This is a genomic window from Hoeflea sp. BAL378 (assembly GCF_000759435.1).
GTDB lineage: Bacteria > Pseudomonadota > Alphaproteobacteria > Rhizobiales > Rhizobiaceae > Hoeflea.
Map to the genome: position 1 here is coordinate 1 of NZ_JRJG01000114.1, position 15,163 is coordinate 15,163.

General features: G+C 67.2%; 12 protein-coding genes. 6 read left to right on the forward strand and 6 right to left on the reverse strand.

Annotated elements, in window-relative coordinates; translation table 11 throughout:
* The coding region (locus LL06_RS20465) for an acyl-CoA dehydrogenase family protein (protein WP_035531127.1) at positions 1–1,500 on the reverse strand (1,500 nt) is incomplete at its 3' end.
* A 245-nt stretch (positions 1,501–1,745) separates the two neighbouring features.
* A complete protein-coding gene (locus LL06_RS20470) occupies positions 1,746–2,807 on the reverse strand; it encodes a GGDEF domain-containing protein (RefSeq protein WP_035531129.1) in 1,062 nt (353 codons plus the stop codon).
* Positions 2,808–2,985: 178 nt separating this feature from the next.
* Here LL06_RS20470 and LL06_RS20475 point away from each other — a divergent pair, with 178 nt between their 5' ends.
* Positions 2,986–3,963 carry an L-threonylcarbamoyladenylate synthase gene (locus tag LL06_RS20475; protein ID WP_035531131.1) on the forward strand — a complete coding sequence of 326 codons (978 nt, stop codon included), beginning with the start codon at positions 2,986–2,988 and terminating at the stop codon, positions 3,961–3,963.
* 93 nt (positions 3,964–4,056) lie between these two features.
* Here the strand turns inward: LL06_RS20475 and LL06_RS20480 are convergent, their stop codons facing one another.
* Positions 4,057–5,343, reverse strand: a complete 1,287-nt coding sequence (locus LL06_RS20480) for a pilus assembly protein TadG-related protein (RefSeq protein ID WP_035531134.1) — start codon at positions 5,341–5,343, stop codon at positions 4,057–4,059.
* A gap of 218 nt (positions 5,344–5,561) precedes the next feature.
* On the opposite strand from LL06_RS20480, the gene LL06_RS20485 reads away from it, so the two are divergent.
* Both LL06_RS20485 and LL06_RS20490 read left to right on the forward strand, forming a co-directional pair.
* On the forward strand, positions 5,562–6,989 hold the full coding sequence (locus tag LL06_RS20485; protein ID WP_035531137.1) for an FAD-binding oxidoreductase: 1,428 nt from the start codon (positions 5,562–5,564) through the stop codon (positions 6,987–6,989).
* Positions 6,990–7,283: 294 nt separating this feature from the next.
* A complete protein-coding gene (locus LL06_RS20490; protein ID WP_035531139.1) occupies positions 7,284–7,850 on the forward strand; it encodes a DUF6101 family protein in 567 nt (188 codons plus the stop codon).
* A gap of 63 nt (positions 7,851–7,913) precedes the next feature.
* Here LL06_RS20490 and ubiA read toward each other — a convergent pair whose 3' ends face one another.
* Together ubiA and LL06_RS27735 are read right to left on the reverse strand one after the other, a co-directional pair.
* The gene (gene ubiA, locus LL06_RS20495; protein WP_035531141.1) at positions 7,914–8,888 is read right to left on the reverse strand and encodes a 4-hydroxybenzoate octaprenyltransferase; all 975 of its coding nucleotides are present in this window, start codon (positions 8,886–8,888) and stop codon (positions 7,914–7,916) included.
* A gap of 69 nt (positions 8,889–8,957) precedes the next feature.
* Complete coding sequence (locus LL06_RS27735) at positions 8,958–9,410, reverse strand: BLUF domain-containing protein (protein ID WP_052161773.1); 453 nt, start codon at positions 9,408–9,410, stop codon at positions 8,958–8,960.
* Between the two features lie 219 nt (positions 9,411–9,629).
* Here LL06_RS27735 and purD point away from each other — a divergent pair, with 219 nt between their 5' ends.
* From purD to LL06_RS20515, 3 genes are all read left to right on the forward strand, one after another.
* On the forward strand, positions 9,630–10,907 hold the full coding sequence (purD, locus tag LL06_RS20505) for a phosphoribosylamine--glycine ligase (protein ID WP_035531152.1): 1,278 nt from the start codon (positions 9,630–9,632) through the stop codon (positions 10,905–10,907).
* A gap of 99 nt (positions 10,908–11,006) precedes the next feature.
* The gene (locus LL06_RS26545) at positions 11,007–11,537 is read left to right on the forward strand and encodes a plant virulence effector HPE1-like domain-containing protein (RefSeq protein WP_152599707.1); all 531 of its coding nucleotides are present in this window, start codon (positions 11,007–11,009) and stop codon (positions 11,535–11,537) included.
* A 238-nt stretch (positions 11,538–11,775) separates the two neighbouring features.
* Positions 11,776–12,774 (forward strand): sensor histidine kinase, encoded by a 999-nt coding sequence (locus LL06_RS20515; RefSeq protein WP_035531145.1) that lies wholly within the window; start codon positions 11,776–11,778, stop codon positions 12,772–12,774.
* Positions 12,775–12,814: 40 nt separating this feature from the next.
* Here the strand turns inward: LL06_RS20515 and glyS are convergent, their stop codons facing one another.
* Complete coding sequence (gene glyS, locus LL06_RS20520; RefSeq protein ID WP_035531147.1) at positions 12,815–15,136, reverse strand: glycine--tRNA ligase subunit beta; 2,322 nt, start codon at positions 15,134–15,136, stop codon at positions 12,815–12,817.
* Positions 15,137–15,163: the final 27 nt, after the last annotated feature.

Here is a 15,163-nt window from a genome sequence, read left to right on the forward strand (position 1 = left end):
ATCGGCGATGGCCTGGTCGAGGCGGTCGGCGACGCCCTCGAGCGCCGGGGTGTTGGAGGCGCGGGCGGCCTCGGAATCGGCCTTGAAATCGGCGATCAGGGCGGCGACGGTCGCCCCGCCCGAGAGCGGCAGCTTGCGGGTGACGAGGTCGATCGCCTGGATGCCGTTGGTGCCCTCGTAGATCGGCGCGATGCGGGAATCGCGCAAGAGCCGGGCGGCGCCGGTTTCCTCGATGAAGCCCATGCCGCCATGCACCTGGACGCCCAATGAGGCCACTTCCATGCCGATGTCGGTGGAAAACGCCTTGGCGATGGGCGTGATCAGGCCGGCGCGCTCGGACCAGGCCTTGGCCTCGTCGCCCGCGCTGACGCGGGCCATGTCGAGCGCCTCGGCGCAGGAATAGCAGATGGCGCGCGCGCCTTGCGTGAGCGCCTTCATGGTCATCAGCATGCGGGCGACGTCGGGGTGCCCGATGATCGGGCTCATGCCCTCGCCGGAAAAGCCCGGCGCGCGGCCCTGGGTGCGGTCCTTGGCATAGGCGATGGCCTTCTGGGTGGCGGTCTCGGCGATCGCCACGCCCTGCATGCCGACGGCAAGCCGGGCGTTGTTCATCATCGTGAACATGCAGGCAAGCCCGCGGTTCTCCTCGCCGATCAGCCAGCCGATGGCGCCGGGCGTGTCGCCGAACTTGCCGTCGCCATAGATCATGGTGCAGGTGGGCGAGGCATGGATGCCCAACTTGTGCTCGAGGCCCGAGCAGAACACGTCGTTGCGGGCGCCGAGCGCGCCGTCGTCGCCCACGAAGAATTTCGGCACCAGGAACAGCGAGATGCCGCGGGTGCCGGCGGGCGCGTCGGGCAGCCGGGCCAGCACCAGGTGGACGATGTTGTCGGTGAAATCGTGTTCGCCATAGGTGATGAAGATCTTCTGGCCGAAGATCCGGTAGGTGCCGTCGCCCACCGGTTCGGCGCGGGCGCGCAACGCATTGAGGTCGGAGCCCGCCTGCGGCTCGGTCAGGTTCATCGTCCCCATCCACTCGCCGGTGACGAGCTTTTCGAGATACTTGGCCTTGAGGTCGTCGGAGGCGTGCTTGTCGAGCGCCTCGACCGCGCCCATGGTCAGCGTCGGGCCGATGCCGAAGGCGAGCGAGCCGGAGTTCCACATCTCGAGCGCGGCCACGGAGAGCAGCATCGGCAGGCCCTGCCCGCCATATTCCTCGGGCCCGGTCAGGCCGTTCCAGCCGCCTTCGATCCAGCTATGGTAGAGATCCTTCCAGCCCGGCGGCGTCGTGACCGCGCCGTCGTTGAGGACCGCGCCGTGGGTGTCGCCGATCTCGTTCAGCGGCGCCACCTGGTCGGTGGCGAAGCGGCCGGCCTCGGCCAGGATGGCGTCGACCAGGTCCTCGCCCAGGTCCCCGAAGCGGCCCGCGTCGAGCGCCTTGCCGAGCCCGGCGACCGTCTTGAGCGTGTGGGCGATTTCCCCTACCGGCGCACGATACATGTGATCTCCTCCCTGCTGGCCGCCTTCCATCGCGGCGCGAAATGCACGCGCCCATGGCTAGGTGTTTTTTACGTAAACGTCAATTTCGGAGATGGCGCCCGATGGGGATTTTGCAAGGTCAAACGATGCGGGGACGCCGCAGGACGGGCCGGACAGGGCTTCCCCTGGGCCGTGCCGCGCCGTCGCGACACTGACCGCCGATGGTCGCGGATCCCCCGGCGGGACGGTGCGGCAGGCAGGGCCTGTCAGGGCCGGTAGATCATCCAGCCCTTGTCGGCGCCGGCGGTGGCGGTGGCGGAAAACAGCGTCGCGCGGTTGCCGCCGTCGCGGGCGGACACCGCCATGGCCTTTTCGGCATAGAGCATGAGCTGGGCGGGGCTGTCGGTCACCGTCGACATCGCGACGCCGATCGACAGCGTGACGGTGCCGAGCCCGCTGCCGCTGCCGGAGATCATCAGCGGCCTCGAGGCCGCGGCGCTGCGCAGCGTGTCGACCATGCGCATGATCTCCGCCTCCTCCGCGGAGCTGATCAGGAAGGCGAAGCGGTGGCCGTCGAGCCGGGCCAGGAACTCGCCCTCCCGGTTCGCGGCCTGGAACAACTGGCCGACATGGCGGATGCACTGGTCGCCCAGGCCCTTGTCGGCCATGTCGGCGAAGCGCCTGAAATCGTCGATCTCGGCATAGGCGAGCCCGCACATCATCGGCAGCTCGGCATTGGCGTAGACCCGCGCCACGGCCTTGTTGAAGGCCCGGCGGTTGGCGAGCCCGGTCAGGGGATCGACGAATTTCATCCGCTCGAAGGTGTCGATGTCGGATCTCACCTCTTCCAGCGCCGCGGCCTGTTTCGCGGCGACGGCCACCAGCGCCTCGCTCTTGGAAGCCTGCTTCTCCGTCGCCTGGCTCAACTGCCGGATCGAGCGAGTCAGGGTTTCGCGGTCGATATGGCCGTCGGCGGCGAAACTGCGCGAGGCTTCATCGATGATGCGGCTGTAGTCGGACAGCGACGACTGTTCCTCCTCGAGCAGGCCCATGAAGCTCGTCATCTGGCTGCGCATGCGCTCGTTGGTCCTGGCCGCCACGGTCTCCTCGTGGTGGTGCGGCAGGTATTTCTTTCCCAATTCGTCGAGCGCGCGCTGGGTCTTGACCTTGCCGAGGGCGACGAACCCCTTGGTCAGTTCCGGATTGCTGCCGGAATAGGCCTCGTAGACCAGCTCATAGTTCCGCGGCAGCCCGTCGATGCCCATCTGGTACATGACGGTGGCGACGCGAAGTCCGACCGACGTCGCAACGGAATTCTGCTTGTTCATCCGGTTTACTCATGAGGAATGTCGCATATGTGTCTGCAGCAGAAATCTTAGGGTCCGGCTAAAGCAATCGGCACAATTTGAACGATCGGGACGGTTTTGGCGAAAGCGGCGGCGCAGGCGCGCTTTGTTGTCAACCGCCGGCGCGCCTGATAGAGGCTGCGCCGACAAAGGACAGTTCATGGCGCGCCTTCTTTCGATCCGGGATCCGGACACGCTCACGCTCGCGGTCGAGGCCTTGCGGCGCGGCGAAGCCGTCGCCGTTCCGACCGAAACCGTCTACGGGCTCGCCGCCGACGCCACCAATCCGGCGGCGATCGCCGCCATCTACGAGGCCAAGGGACGGCCGCGCTTCAACCCGCTGATCTCGCATGTCTCCGATCTCGACATGGCGAAGGCGCATGTGGCGGTCTCGCCGCTTGCCGAGACACTGGCCCAGGCCTTCTGGCCCGGCGCGCTGACGCTGGTGCTGCCGCTCAGCGAGACGGGCGGGATCCACCCGCTCGCCACCGCCGGGCTGCCGACGGCCGCGGTGCGCATGCCGGAAGGCTTCGCCCGGGAGCTGATCGCCGCCTTCGGCCGGCCGCTGGCCGCGCCCAGCGCCAACCGCTCGGGCCGCGTCAGCCCGACCTCGGCCAGGCATGTGGAGCAGGATCTGGGCGACCGGATCGGCCTGATCCTCGATGGCGGCCGCTGCCGGATCGGCGTGGAATCGACCATCGTCGCGGTGGACGACGCCGGCCTGCGCCTGCTCCGGCCCGGGGGCATTCCGGTCGAGGCCATCGAAGAGGTGGCCGGCATGAAGGTTGCGCGGCACGCAGCCCGGGCCGGGGAGGCCGTGATCGCGCCGGGCATGCTGGTCTCGCATTATGCGCCCGACAGCGCGGTGCGATTGAACGTCTCCGAAGTCAGGCCCGGCGAGACCCTGATCCGCTTCGGCGGAGCGCCGGTGGCGGGCGAAGACCGGGCCGCCGCGGTCCTAGACCTGTCGCCCGCGGGCGACCTGCGCGAGGCGGCCGCGAACTTGTTCGATTACCTCAAGCGCGCCGATGCGACGGGCGGAACCGGGATCGCCGTGGCGCCGGTTCCCGGCCACGGCCTGGGCGAGGCGATCAACGACCGCCTGGCCCGCGCCGCCGCGCCGCGCGACCCGGCCTGACCACGAAAGCGCCGCGGGTCTGTCGACCGCGCGGCGCTGGTGGATGCACGACGCCCGGACCGGCATGAGGGCGGGCTGCCCGCCCGCGCGGGATCAGCCGGTGAGACGCGGCGTGTTGATGATCTTCTTGAAAAGCGCCGTCATGGCGTCGCCGATGCCCTCGGTCGGGCTCACTTCGAAGAACAGGCCGGACGAGGCGCATTGTTCCATTTTCGTGGGAATTTCATTCTGGAACGGCGCTATCCAGTCGCCGTACCAGTCGTCGCCCGGAAGCGGCAGGTAGGTGGTGTAAAGAACCGCGATCTTGTAGCCCTCGTCCTTCAACGCCTGGCAATGCTTGACATCGATCGGCTCCTGGCAGCGGCCGCTGGGGGTCGTGGCCTTGGTGCAGGCCGAAGGCTTGTAGCTGTCGCCGACGCCGTCGGAGACGAAGAACAGGATCTTTTCCGGCGAGGACGCGGTGAGGCCGGTTCCGGGCGTTCCCATCTTGTCGGCGATCTGCGTCAGGGCGCGGTCGAAATCGGTCTGCTGGTCGTTGTCATAGTTCTGGTAGGGAATCGACATCAGGTCGACCTCCCCTGCCCGGGCCTTGGCCTTGTTCAGATCGGTCGTCGCGGCAACCACCTCAAGCAGCTTGGTGTCCTCGGCCTTTTCACCAAAGGTGTAGACACCCATGCGATACTGGTTGGAGCTCTTGCGCGAATCCCGGGCGGTATCCATCAGCGCCGCGGCGGCTTTGGCCACCACATTGATGCGGGTGGTCACGCCGATGTTTTTCGCAATGTTATATTTGCTGTTCATGTCTTCCACGCCGTTCTCGACGATGTGGCAGGCGAAGGCACAGCCGGTCGCGGCAACGAGCTTGGTGACATCGGCCGGGGTGGCGGCCACGCCCATCGACGGGGTGTTGTCGAGCAGCAGGTAGAAATCGCGGTAGATCTCGGTTTGGTACTCCACCGTGGCGGTTCCGGCGACCTGGATCCGGTCCTGGCCCAGCACCCTGGAGAGGGTGGTCGGCACCGACACCACATAGCTGATGAGCGAGTACAGCACGCCGTCCTTCTTGATGACCTTGGCGTCGATGCTGTCGACGGTGAAACCCGGCTGGTTTTCGAGCTGCGCCTTGAAGAAGGTGACGGCGTCGGATTGGGCAATCGCAACCTCGCCATCGCCCGACATCGCAAAGGCCGCCTTCACGCCTTCGGAGCTTTCGGCGATGGCCGCCACGGCGGCCGCGTCCGCGGCGCCCTGAACCTGGGTCCTGACGGCATTCGCAGTGGTGTAGTCGAGCGCCAGGCCGGCCGCGCCGATCACCGGCACGAGCAGGATGGCGAGCATGATGCCGAAATTGCCGGAACGGTCTTTGAAAAAGCCAGGCATCGCCGGTTCCCTTCAATCAATGCGGCTTTTTACTCACAGAAAGCCTAAGGAACGCTGAAACAGGTCTTTCGAATTTTATCAAACACCTGACTTCATTGCGCAAATGCTCCTGATCGGGACGGCCGCGGCCGCGCGGACCCGAGCTGGGCGGGTTGCGGCGAGGGTTGGAGACCAGCACACTCTCGACTTGAGACCGGCGCGGCGATACATGCTTGAACATGCCCAAGCCTCTCATCGATTCCGCGCTCATCGCCCGTTTTGCCGCCATCACCGGCGCAGGCAACGCGCTGACGGCTCCTGCCGACATTGCCCCGCACCTGATCGAGCTGCGCGGCCTCTACCAGGGCGAAAGCCCGCTGGTGCTCAGGCCGGGCAGCACCGCGGAAGTCTCGGCCATCCTCAGGCTCGCCTATGAAGAGGACATCGCCGTGGTTCCGCAGGGCGGCAACACCGGCCTGGTGGGCGGGCAATCGCCGCGTCCCGGCAAGGGCGAGATCGTGCTGTCGCTGTCGCGGATGAACCGGGTCCGCTCGCTCGATCCGGTCGGCCAGACCATGATCGCCGAGGCGGGCCTGGTGCTGGCGCAGGCGCAAGCCGCGGCGGCCGACCAGGGACTGCTGTTTCCGCTGTCGCTCGGCTCGGAAGGCTCCTGCCAGATCGGCGGCAACCTGTCGTCCAATGCCGGCGGCACCGCGGTGCTCGCCTATGGCAACATGCGCCAGCTCTGCCTCGGGCTCGAGGTGGTGCTGCCCGACGGCGAGATCTGGGACGGGCTGCGCGCGCTCAAGAAGGACAACACCGGCTACGACCTGCGCGACCTGTTCATCGGCGCCGAGGGCACGCTCGGCGTGATCACGGCGGCGGTGCTGAAGCTGTTCCCGGCGCCGCGCGGGCACGAGACCATCTTCGCCGGGGTCGACACGCCGGACACCGCGCTGCGGCTGTTCCGGCTGGCGCAGGATTATTGCGGCCCGTCGCTGACCGGGTTCGAGCTGATGCCGCGGATCGGCATCGAGTTCACCACACGGCATATCGAGGGCGCGCGCGATCCGCTGGGCGGGCCGCATCCCTGGTACGTGCTCATCGACATCTCCTCGGGCCAGTCGCAGGACGCCGCGCGGGCGATGCTGGAGGGCCTGTTCGTCGCCGCCGACGCGCAGGGGCTGATCCGCGACGCCGCGGCGGCCGAAACGGAAGCCCAGCGGCAGGCGTTCTGGAGACTGCGGGAATCGATGTCGATGGCGCAGCGGCCGGAGGGCGGCTCGATCAAGCACGACGTGTCGGTGCCGGTGGCGAAGGTGCCGGAGTTCCTCGCCCGCGCCGACCGCGCGGTGCTGCAGGCGATGCCGGCCGCGCGCATCGTCGCCTTCGGGCACATGGGCGACGGCAACATCCATTACAATATCTCCCAGCCGCTCGGGGACGACACCCCGGCCTTCCTCGCCCGCTGGAAGGAGATGAACCGGATCGTGCATGCGATCGTGCTCGAGCTCAACGGCTCGATCTCCGCCGAGCACGGCATAGGACAACTCAAGCGCGATGAGCTTGCCGCCATCCGCTCCCCCGTCGAGATGGCGCTGATGCGGCGGATCAAGCAGGCCTTCGACCCCAGGGGCATCATGAACCCGGGCAAGGTGGTTGCCTGAGGCAGGGCGCGCTCGATTGGATCCGATCGAGCGATCACGTCCCATGCATCCCTTCAAGCTCCTGCAGCGACCTTTGTGCCTCCGACAGGATGGGCGGCGCTGTCGGGCAACCTTTCCAATTCGGAAATGGGACGGTGGTCTTTCGCTAACCATTTCCTGAGCATAGCTTTTCTTAACCCAGATTTTTAAGCCGCCGGGAACGGCCTTGGGTCATGTTGCTTCGTGTGAGAGGGCGAAAAGCCCCGGATGAGAAGACCGGATAACCGGCTCTCAAGAGTGACAGAGGCGTAAGACATGACAAATACCGTATTGAAGCCCGTCTGGGCCGGATTCGAGCTCAGACTCGACCCGGGCAAGTTCCCGCAGCGCGTGTCCTATGCGGCACGCGACGAGCGCGACGAAGTGTCCGTCACGCTCGACAGCCGCGGCGCCGTGATCCGCAAGGTGCTCACGAAATCGGGTCTGCCGCTGTCGATTGCCCTGCCCGCCCGCGCCTTCAAGGGCGTCGCGGCACGCGCCATCGACCATGGCGACGGCACCGTGACGGTGACGCTGGAGCTGCACCACACCGACATTGCGCTCAGCGTGCCGCTGCTGGTCGCCCATGACCTCGACGACATCGCCGCCGACTGGCGCGCCTGGTCCGAACTCTACGGCCTGCCGATGCTGATGGTGGAAGCCGACGGCGTCGCCCGTCCGCTCGAGGACGGAACGATCCGCCAGGCGGGCGCCGCGCCCTCGCGCCGCCGCCGCCACCACCAGATCGCCGACCGCCGCCCGCGCTTCCTGGTGCGCCGCTCGACCGGCTCGATGGGGTTCCGCCTGAAGATCGAGGGCCGCGAGATCATCGCGCGGCGCTGAGGCGCCGGCCTATCCAATCGAGACAAACCCGGTTGCCGGAGACGGCGGCCGGGTTTTTCCGCGTCAGACGAAGAGAGATGCGACCAGTCCGAGGAAGACGATCAGGCCGACGCGGCTGTTGGCCTTGAACAGCTTGAGGCACTGGTCGGCGTCGTCGATGTCGATCACCCTGATCTGCCAGCCGAGCAGCGCGACGGCGATGGCCAGGCCGGCATAGGCGGGCCAGGCGACCGAGGTCAGCCAGAAGGCCGCGAGCGCAAGGGCGGCGAACAGGCCGTAGAAGAGCACGAGCCAGAGCTTGGTGTGGGCGCCGAACAGGCGCGCGGTGGAGCGCACGCCGACCAGCGCGTCGTCCTCCTTGTCCTGGTGGGCATAGATCGTGTCGTAGCCGATGGTCCAGGCGATGGCGCCGGCATAGAGCAGCACCGGCGGCCAGGCGAGCTCCGCGAAGATCGCCGCCCAGCCCATCAGCGCGCCCCAGGAGAAGGCCAGCCCCAGGAAGAACTGCGGCCAGTCGGTGAAGCGCTTGGCGAAAGGATAGATCACCACCACGCCGAGCGAGGCGAGGCCGAGCAGGATCGTGAAACCGTTGAACTGGAGCAGCACCAGAAGGCCGGCCAGCGCCTGGATGACGAGGAACGTGGTGGCGGCCCCGCGCGAGATCCGCCGCGACGGCAGCGGCCGCGACCGCGTGCGCGCCACCTTGGCATCAATCTTGTGGTCGACGAGATCGTTCCAGGTGCATCCGGCGCCGCGCATGGCGATGGCCCCGGTCATGAACAGGACCAGGTGCCAGAACGTCAGCGCAGGGTACCAGACCGTGTCGACGTTGGCGGGGGAACTCGCGACATTGGCGGCCAGCGCCGCCGACCAGAAACAGGGCCACATCAGCAATTGCCAGCCGATGGGACGGTCCCAGCGGGCTAGCTGGGCATGGGGCCACAGCGCCCTGGGCAGGACGCGGTAGACCCAGTTGCCGGAGGGCGCATCGGCCACCCGGGCATGGTGCTCTGAAGTCGGATCAGGTGCAGCGGACATGCAGCGACTGTTGCCACCCGAAGCCCGGCCGGTCAAGCCGGGCGTCGACGGCCGCGCGAATGGCGGCGCTTATGCCGCGGCGGTTCCGGCGCTTGCCTGGGCTTCGGGCAGGAAGTCGCGGCTGAAGGCGACGATCGCATCGAGGAACAGGCCGCCATCGTCCTTGCCCACGCGCCGGGACAGGGCCGCGCGGGAAATCTGGAACAGGTTCTTGTCGGCCGCGCATTTGAGGTCGAGCCGCTTGAAGCCCATGCTCCATTCCGAAAACAGTCTCCGGTCCGAGGTCTGTTCGAGCAGCGCCATGAAATGGTGATGCCTTGCATCGGTCTCGATGCGCCGGACCAGGGCCCTCACCCTGGCCGGTTCGCCTTCCAGGACCTGGATGAACATGCCGTCGGCCCACAGCAGCATGCCGGTGATCTCGGCCTGGCTGTTGTTGCGCTTCGAGGTGGAGAGGATCGCCGCGATGTCGGCGTCCGTCATCGGCCGCGAGGCGCCGCTGACGTAGAGGATTTGAAGCATTGGCTGTGCCCTGTCGTTCTGTTGTCCTTCAGGTACGGCAGGAGTCCTTAAATGCGGATGAATCGCCGCCGCAAAATGCCGCCCATTGAGACGGTTTTCCCGTGCTCCCGCAGCCTCCCGCCATGATCTTTGCTTGACCCCGCGGCGATGTTTTCCTAACCCGGTGCCAGCACGGCCCGTCCGCGCGCGCCCCGTCCACCCGCCTGGAGAAGACCGATGATGAATGTGCTGTTGATCGGATCGGGCGGCCGCGAGCATGCGCTGGCCTGGAAGATCGCCCAGTCGCCGCTGCTGGGCACGCTGCATGCCGCGCCGGGCAATCCCGGCATCGCCGATCACGCGGTGCTGAGCGATCTCGACGTCACGGATCACGCCGCCGTCGTCGGCTTCTGCCGCGACAAATCGATCGACCTGGTCGTGGTCGGGCCCGAGGCGCCGCTGGTGGCCGGGCTGGCCGACGCGCTGGAGCAGGCAGGCATCGCCGTGTTCGGACCCTCGGCGAAAGCCGCGCAACTGGAAGGCTCCAAGGGCTTCACCAAGGATCTGTGCGCGCGCGAAAACATTCCCACCGGGGCCTACCAGCGCTTCAACAATGCCCCCAAGGCCAAGGCCTATGTGCGGGCCGAGGGCGCGCCGATCGTCATCAAGGCCGATGGCCTCGCCGCCGGCAAGGGCGTGACCGTGGCGATGACGCTCGAGGAGGCGCTTTCCGCGATCGACGACTGCTTCGAAGGCGCCTTCGGCGAAGCCGGGGCGGAAGTGGTGGTGGAAGCCTTCCTGCATGGCGAGGAAGCGAGCTTCTTCTGCCTGTGCGACGGCGACACCGCCCTGCCCTTCGGCACGGCGCAGGACCACAAGCGCGTGGGCGACGGCGACACCGGCCCCAACACCGGCGGCATGGGCGCCTATTCGCCCGCCCCGGTGATGACGGCCGCGCTGATCCAGCAGACCATGGATGAGATCATCGAACCCACCATGCGCGGCATGGCGGCGATCGGCGCGCCGTTCCGCGGCGTGCTCTATGCCGGGCTGATGATCGACGCGGCCGGGCCGAAGCTGATCGAATACAATGTCCGCTTCGGCGATCCGGAATGCCAGGTGCTGATGATGCGGCTCAAGGGCGATCTCCTGCCGCTGCTCAAGGCCGCGGCCGAAGGCGGGCTCGCCGATCTCTCGGCGCACTGGAGCGACGAGGCAGCGCTCACGGTGGTGATGGCGGCGGAGAACTATCCCGGCACGCCGCGGAAGGGCACGCCGATCGCCGGCCTGGACGCGGCGGAGGCGACGGGCGCCAAGGTGTTTCATGCCGGGACGGCGCATAAGGACGGGCGGCTGGTGGCCAATGGCGGCCGGGTGCTCAATGTCACTGCGACCGGGCCCGACGTCACCACGGCGCAGGCGCGCGCCTATGCGGCGGTGGACGCGATCGACTGGCCGGGCGGGTTCTGCCGCCGCGACATCGGCTGGCGCGCGGTCGAGCGCGAGGGAAAGAATTAACCGCCCGTTTACCGCATCCAAGAACCGGATCGTAACGGCCCGTTGCTAGAGTGCATGCACCAGAACCGGAGATATCCGGATAGAACGGGAGTATGCGCCATGCTGAGAGTGATGATTGCCGCCGCCCTGTGCGCGGCCGCCGGAGCGGCCCAGGCCGGCTCGATCGAAACCTTCGCGCCGACCCCGAGCGAGCGCAGCAGCATTGTCGAAGTGGGCTGCCCGTCCTGCGCCCGCGAGGCCGCGCAAAAGGCCGCCGAAGAGGCGGAGATCAAGCTTGCACCCGGCGAACAGATCGTCGAGGTGCGCAATGTCGCGGGCCAGATGATGATCTACCGGACCGAAAACTGGCTCGGCGGTTCGCCCGTCACCATGGTGCGCAAGGCCACCGACCTCGATCTCATCGCGCTCGGCGTGGCCAAGCCCGAAACCAACCAGATCGCCGACACCGGCAAGGCGCCCGGCGAAGCCCAGCCGCCGGTCACCGCCGCAACCACGGGCGAGCCGCGGCTGTTCGAGCCGGTCATCGCCAACACCGCGCCCGGGATCGACAAGGACACCAAGACTTCGGCGCTCGGCGACCCGCCGGTCGTGCCGCTCGACGCCTCCAAATTCGAGCTCCGGCTCAACTGAAGCCTTCAAGACCGGACGGGCCCCACCCCCGTCCCTGCCGCGCAAGCCCTCGTCCGGGTCCGCGATGGCACCCAGCCGGCGCCCACCTCCAGGGGTCGCCGGCTTCGGGCTTTCGGGACAGGCGCAGAGGGGCTTCCTGCCCGCCAAGCCTTGATGCCGACACCGTCGGATGGTACCCGTCACACGGCGCGTTGCATGATCGTCGTGGTTCGCCGCAACTCCGGCTCAGTGAGGCAATGTGACCAAGACCCCAAACGAGACCTCCGACTGGGGCTACGAAGTCCTGCGCCGCGCCATCGACGCCGCCGGCGTGTCGCTGTGGAAATGGAATGTCGAGACCGACGACTTCGCCATGGATGACCGGGGATACCGGCTGTGGGAAGTCTCGCCGGGCCCGGAGCTCACGTTCGAGCATCTGTCGGCCAAGATCCATCCCGCCGACCGGGACCGGGTGAGCGAGGCCTTCGAGGCGGCACGGGCGACCATCGGACCCTACGAAATCGATTTCCGGACCAAGATGGGGCCGCATGTGCGGTGGATCTCCGCGCGCGGCCAGGGCAATGACGCGGGGATCGTCGACGGCGAGGTCACCGGCATCTTTCTCGACATCACCGACCGCAAGCAGGCCGAAGAGGGCAACGAACTGCTGGCCGGCGAGATGAGCCACCGGGTCAAGAACCTGCTCGCCATCGCCTCGAGCCTGACGCGCATCACATCGCGGTCCTCGTCCTCGATCGAGGACATGACCAAGCAGCTCATGAACCGGCTGACGGCACTCGACCGCGCCCATGACCTTGTCCGGCCCTTCCCGGGCGAAGCCCCGCCGACCGCGCTGCTGGGCGACATCTTCACCGTGCTGCTGGCGCCCTATGACGACGAGGACGAAGACATGGGACGCATCCGCGTCTCCGTCCCGCGCATGGGGGTGGGCCAGAACACCGCAACCGCGCTGGCGCTGGTCGTGCACGAACTGGCGACCAATTCGGTCAAATACGGCTCCCTGTCCGCGGAAGGCACCGTCGACGTGTCCGGCGCCATGGCGGGCGACGATCTGGAAATCTGCTGGGCGGAAAAAGGCGGGCCGGACGTGGCGTCTCCGCCGGATATGAAGGGCTTCGGCAGCAGCATGGTGCGCAAGACCATCGAACGGCAGCTCGGCGGCGCGGTCAGCTATGAATGGTCCCGGGGCGGCGTTGTCGTCACCATGCTGATCAACGGCGCGCAGGTGTCCAGGTAGGCCGGTCCCCGGCTGCTGGCGGACTGTAAGACCTCCGGCCTCAGCCGGAGATCTTCGAGAAATCGGCGACCGCGCCGGTGGCCTCGCGGATCATGGCGAGCAGCGCCAGCCGGTTGGCGCGGATGGCCTCGTCCTCGGCATTGACCAGCACCGCCTCGAAGAACACGTCCACCGGCGCGCGCAGATCCGCGAGCGCGACCATGGCGGACGCATAGTCTTCGTTTTCAATGGCTTGTGTGGCCGCGCTGACAGAATGAGTCACGGCGTTAAACAGATTTCTCTCCGCATCGAGCTCGAACAGGGCCGGATCGACCGCTTCGGCCACCCGCGTCCCCTTCTTCTCCTCGGCCGCCAGGATGTTGGCGGCGCGCTTGGCGCCGGCCAAGAGGTTCCGGCCATCCTCGGTGTCGAGAAACGCCCCCAGCGCCGCCACCCGGCGGGTGATGTCCAGGAGATCGTCGGACTCGGGCGTGATGACCGCGTCGATCAGGTCGTGGCGGGCGCCTTGGTCGCGCAGATAGACCTTCAGGCGGTCGTGGAAGAAGGAGAGGAGATCAGGGAGCGCGTCGCTGCTATGCGGGTTCCTTCGTGTTCGTGGAAGTCCAGCAGCGAACACTTTCATTCTTTCAAATTTCACACTGGGATCAAGCCTCAAAGGCTCGATCGCAGACATATAAGACTCGATGGCCTTTGCTTCTTCCGAACGCTCATTAAGTAAAATCAAGATCCAAGAGAGGGTTAGGATGTTGGTCAAACTTAGAACCACCCCATTCTCCACCAGGATCCGGATCACGCCCAGCGCAGCCCGCCGCAGCGCATAGGGGTCCTTCGAGCCGGTGGGCTTTTCGTCGATGGCCCAGAAGCCCACCAGCGTGTCGAGCTTGTCGGCGAGCGCGACGGCGATCGAGACCGGATCGGTCGGCACCTGGTCGGACGGGCCCTGCGGCTTGTAGTGCTCCTCGGCGGCGCGCCCGACGCTCGCGTCCTCGCCCTGCAGCCCGGCATAGATGCGGCCCATGACGCCCTGCAGCTCGGGGAATTCACCGACCACCTCGGTGGTCAGGTCCGCCTTGGCGAGCAGCGCCGCGCGGCGGGCGAGCGCAGGGTCCGCGCCGACCACCGGCGCCAGTTCTTCGGCCAGCTTGGCGATGCGGCTCACCCGCTTGCCCTGCGTGCCCAGCTTGGCGTGGAAGGTGACGCCCAGATGGTCGAGCTTGGCCATGCGCTGGTCGAGCGGCTTGGCGAGATCGAGGCCGAAATTTTTGGCCGAATCTTCCAGCCCGGCAAGGTCCGGCAGATTGGCCTGGTCGGTGGTCCAGAAATAGAGCGCGTCGGAGAGCCGGGCGCGCACCACCTTGGCGTTGCCGAGGGCGATTTCGCGGCCGCCGTCGCTGGCCTCGATGTTGGCGACCAGGATGAAGCGGTTGGACAACCCGCCGCCCGGCTTCCTCAGCACGAAGCATTTCTGGTTGGTCTTGATGGTCAACCGGATGATGTCGTCGGGGATCGCGAGGAAATCCTCCTCGAACTCGCCCATCAGCACCACCGGCCATTCGACCAGGCCCGAGACCTCGTCGAGCAGCGCCTCGTCCTCGACCAGTTCGAGCCCGGAGGCGAAGGCGAGGTTCTGCGCGTCCGCCAGGATGATCTCCTTGCGCCGCCCGGCGTCGAGCACGACCTTCGCGCGCTCGAGCTTGTCGACGTAATCGTCGAAGCGGCGCACGGTGAACGAGTCCGGCGCATGGAAGCGGTGGCCCGAGGTGGTGTTGGAGGCCGCGAGCCCGTCGATCGCGAAGCGGATCACCACCGGCTCCTCGGTTTCCGGGCCGAAGGTGCAGATGATCGACTGCAGCGGCCGCACCCAGCGGAGCGCTTCCGGGCCCTTGCCTTCGATGCCGGCGAAGGACAGGCCTTTCGGCATCGAGGCCGCGCCCCAGCGCATCGACTTGGGCCAGGAGAAGCCGCGGATGATGCCGGGCATGATATCGGCGATGATTTCTTCCGCGTCGCGGCCGGGCCGGGAAATGTGGGCCACGTAGAAGTCGCCCTTCTTCGGGTCGGAATGCACATGGGCCTCGGAGATGTCGGTGAGCCCGGCCTTGCGCATGAAGCCCGCCAGCGCCTGTTCCGGCGCCTTGGTCGACGGTCCCTTGATCTCCTCGCGCACGTCCTTGGAACGCGCGGTCAGGCCGCGGATGTCGAGCGTGAGCCGCCGCGGCGTCCAGTATTCGCGCGCCGCCTCGTAGGTGAGCCCGGCATCGACCAGCGCATCGGTCACCGATTTGCGCAGGTCGCCCGCCGCCTTGCGCTGCATGCGCGCGGGGATTTCCTCGGAGCGGAGTTCAATCAGAAGATCAGGCATGGGACTTTCCAGAAATTGGATTTCGGG

Bases quoted from the DNA above. Each gene is read 5' to 3' on its own strand.
- LL06_RS20490 (WP_035531139.1), top strand. From the start codon at position 7,284: ATGACAAATACCGTATTGAAGCCCGTCTGGGCCGGATTCGAGCTCAGA.
- LL06_RS20480 (WP_035531134.1), bottom strand. From the start codon at position 5,343: ATGCCTGGCTTTTTCAAAGACCGTTCCGGCAATTTCGGCATCATGCTC.
- ubiA (WP_035531141.1), bottom strand. From the start codon at position 8,888: ATGTCCGCTGCACCTGATCCGACTTCAGAGCACCATGCCCGGGTGGCC.
- LL06_RS20470 (WP_035531129.1), bottom strand. From the start codon at position 2,807: ATGAACAAGCAGAATTCCGTTGCGACGTCGGTCGGACTTCGCGTCGCC.
- LL06_RS27735 (WP_052161773.1), bottom strand. From the start codon at position 9,410: ATGCTTCAAATCCTCTACGTCAGCGGCGCCTCGCGGCCGATGACGGAC.
- LL06_RS20485 (WP_035531137.1), top strand. From the start codon at position 5,562: ATGCCCAAGCCTCTCATCGATTCCGCGCTCATCGCCCGTTTTGCCGCC.
- LL06_RS20475 (WP_035531131.1), top strand. From the start codon at position 2,986: ATGGCGCGCCTTCTTTCGATCCGGGATCCGGACACGCTCACGCTCGCG.
- LL06_RS26545 (WP_152599707.1), top strand. From the start codon at position 11,007: ATGCTGAGAGTGATGATTGCCGCCGCCCTGTGCGCGGCCGCCGGAGCG.
- glyS (WP_035531147.1), bottom strand. From the start codon at position 15,136: ATGCCTGATCTTCTGATTGAACTCCGCTCCGAGGAAATCCCCGCGCGC.
- purD (WP_035531152.1), top strand. From the start codon at position 9,630: ATGAATGTGCTGTTGATCGGATCGGGCGGCCGCGAGCATGCGCTGGCC.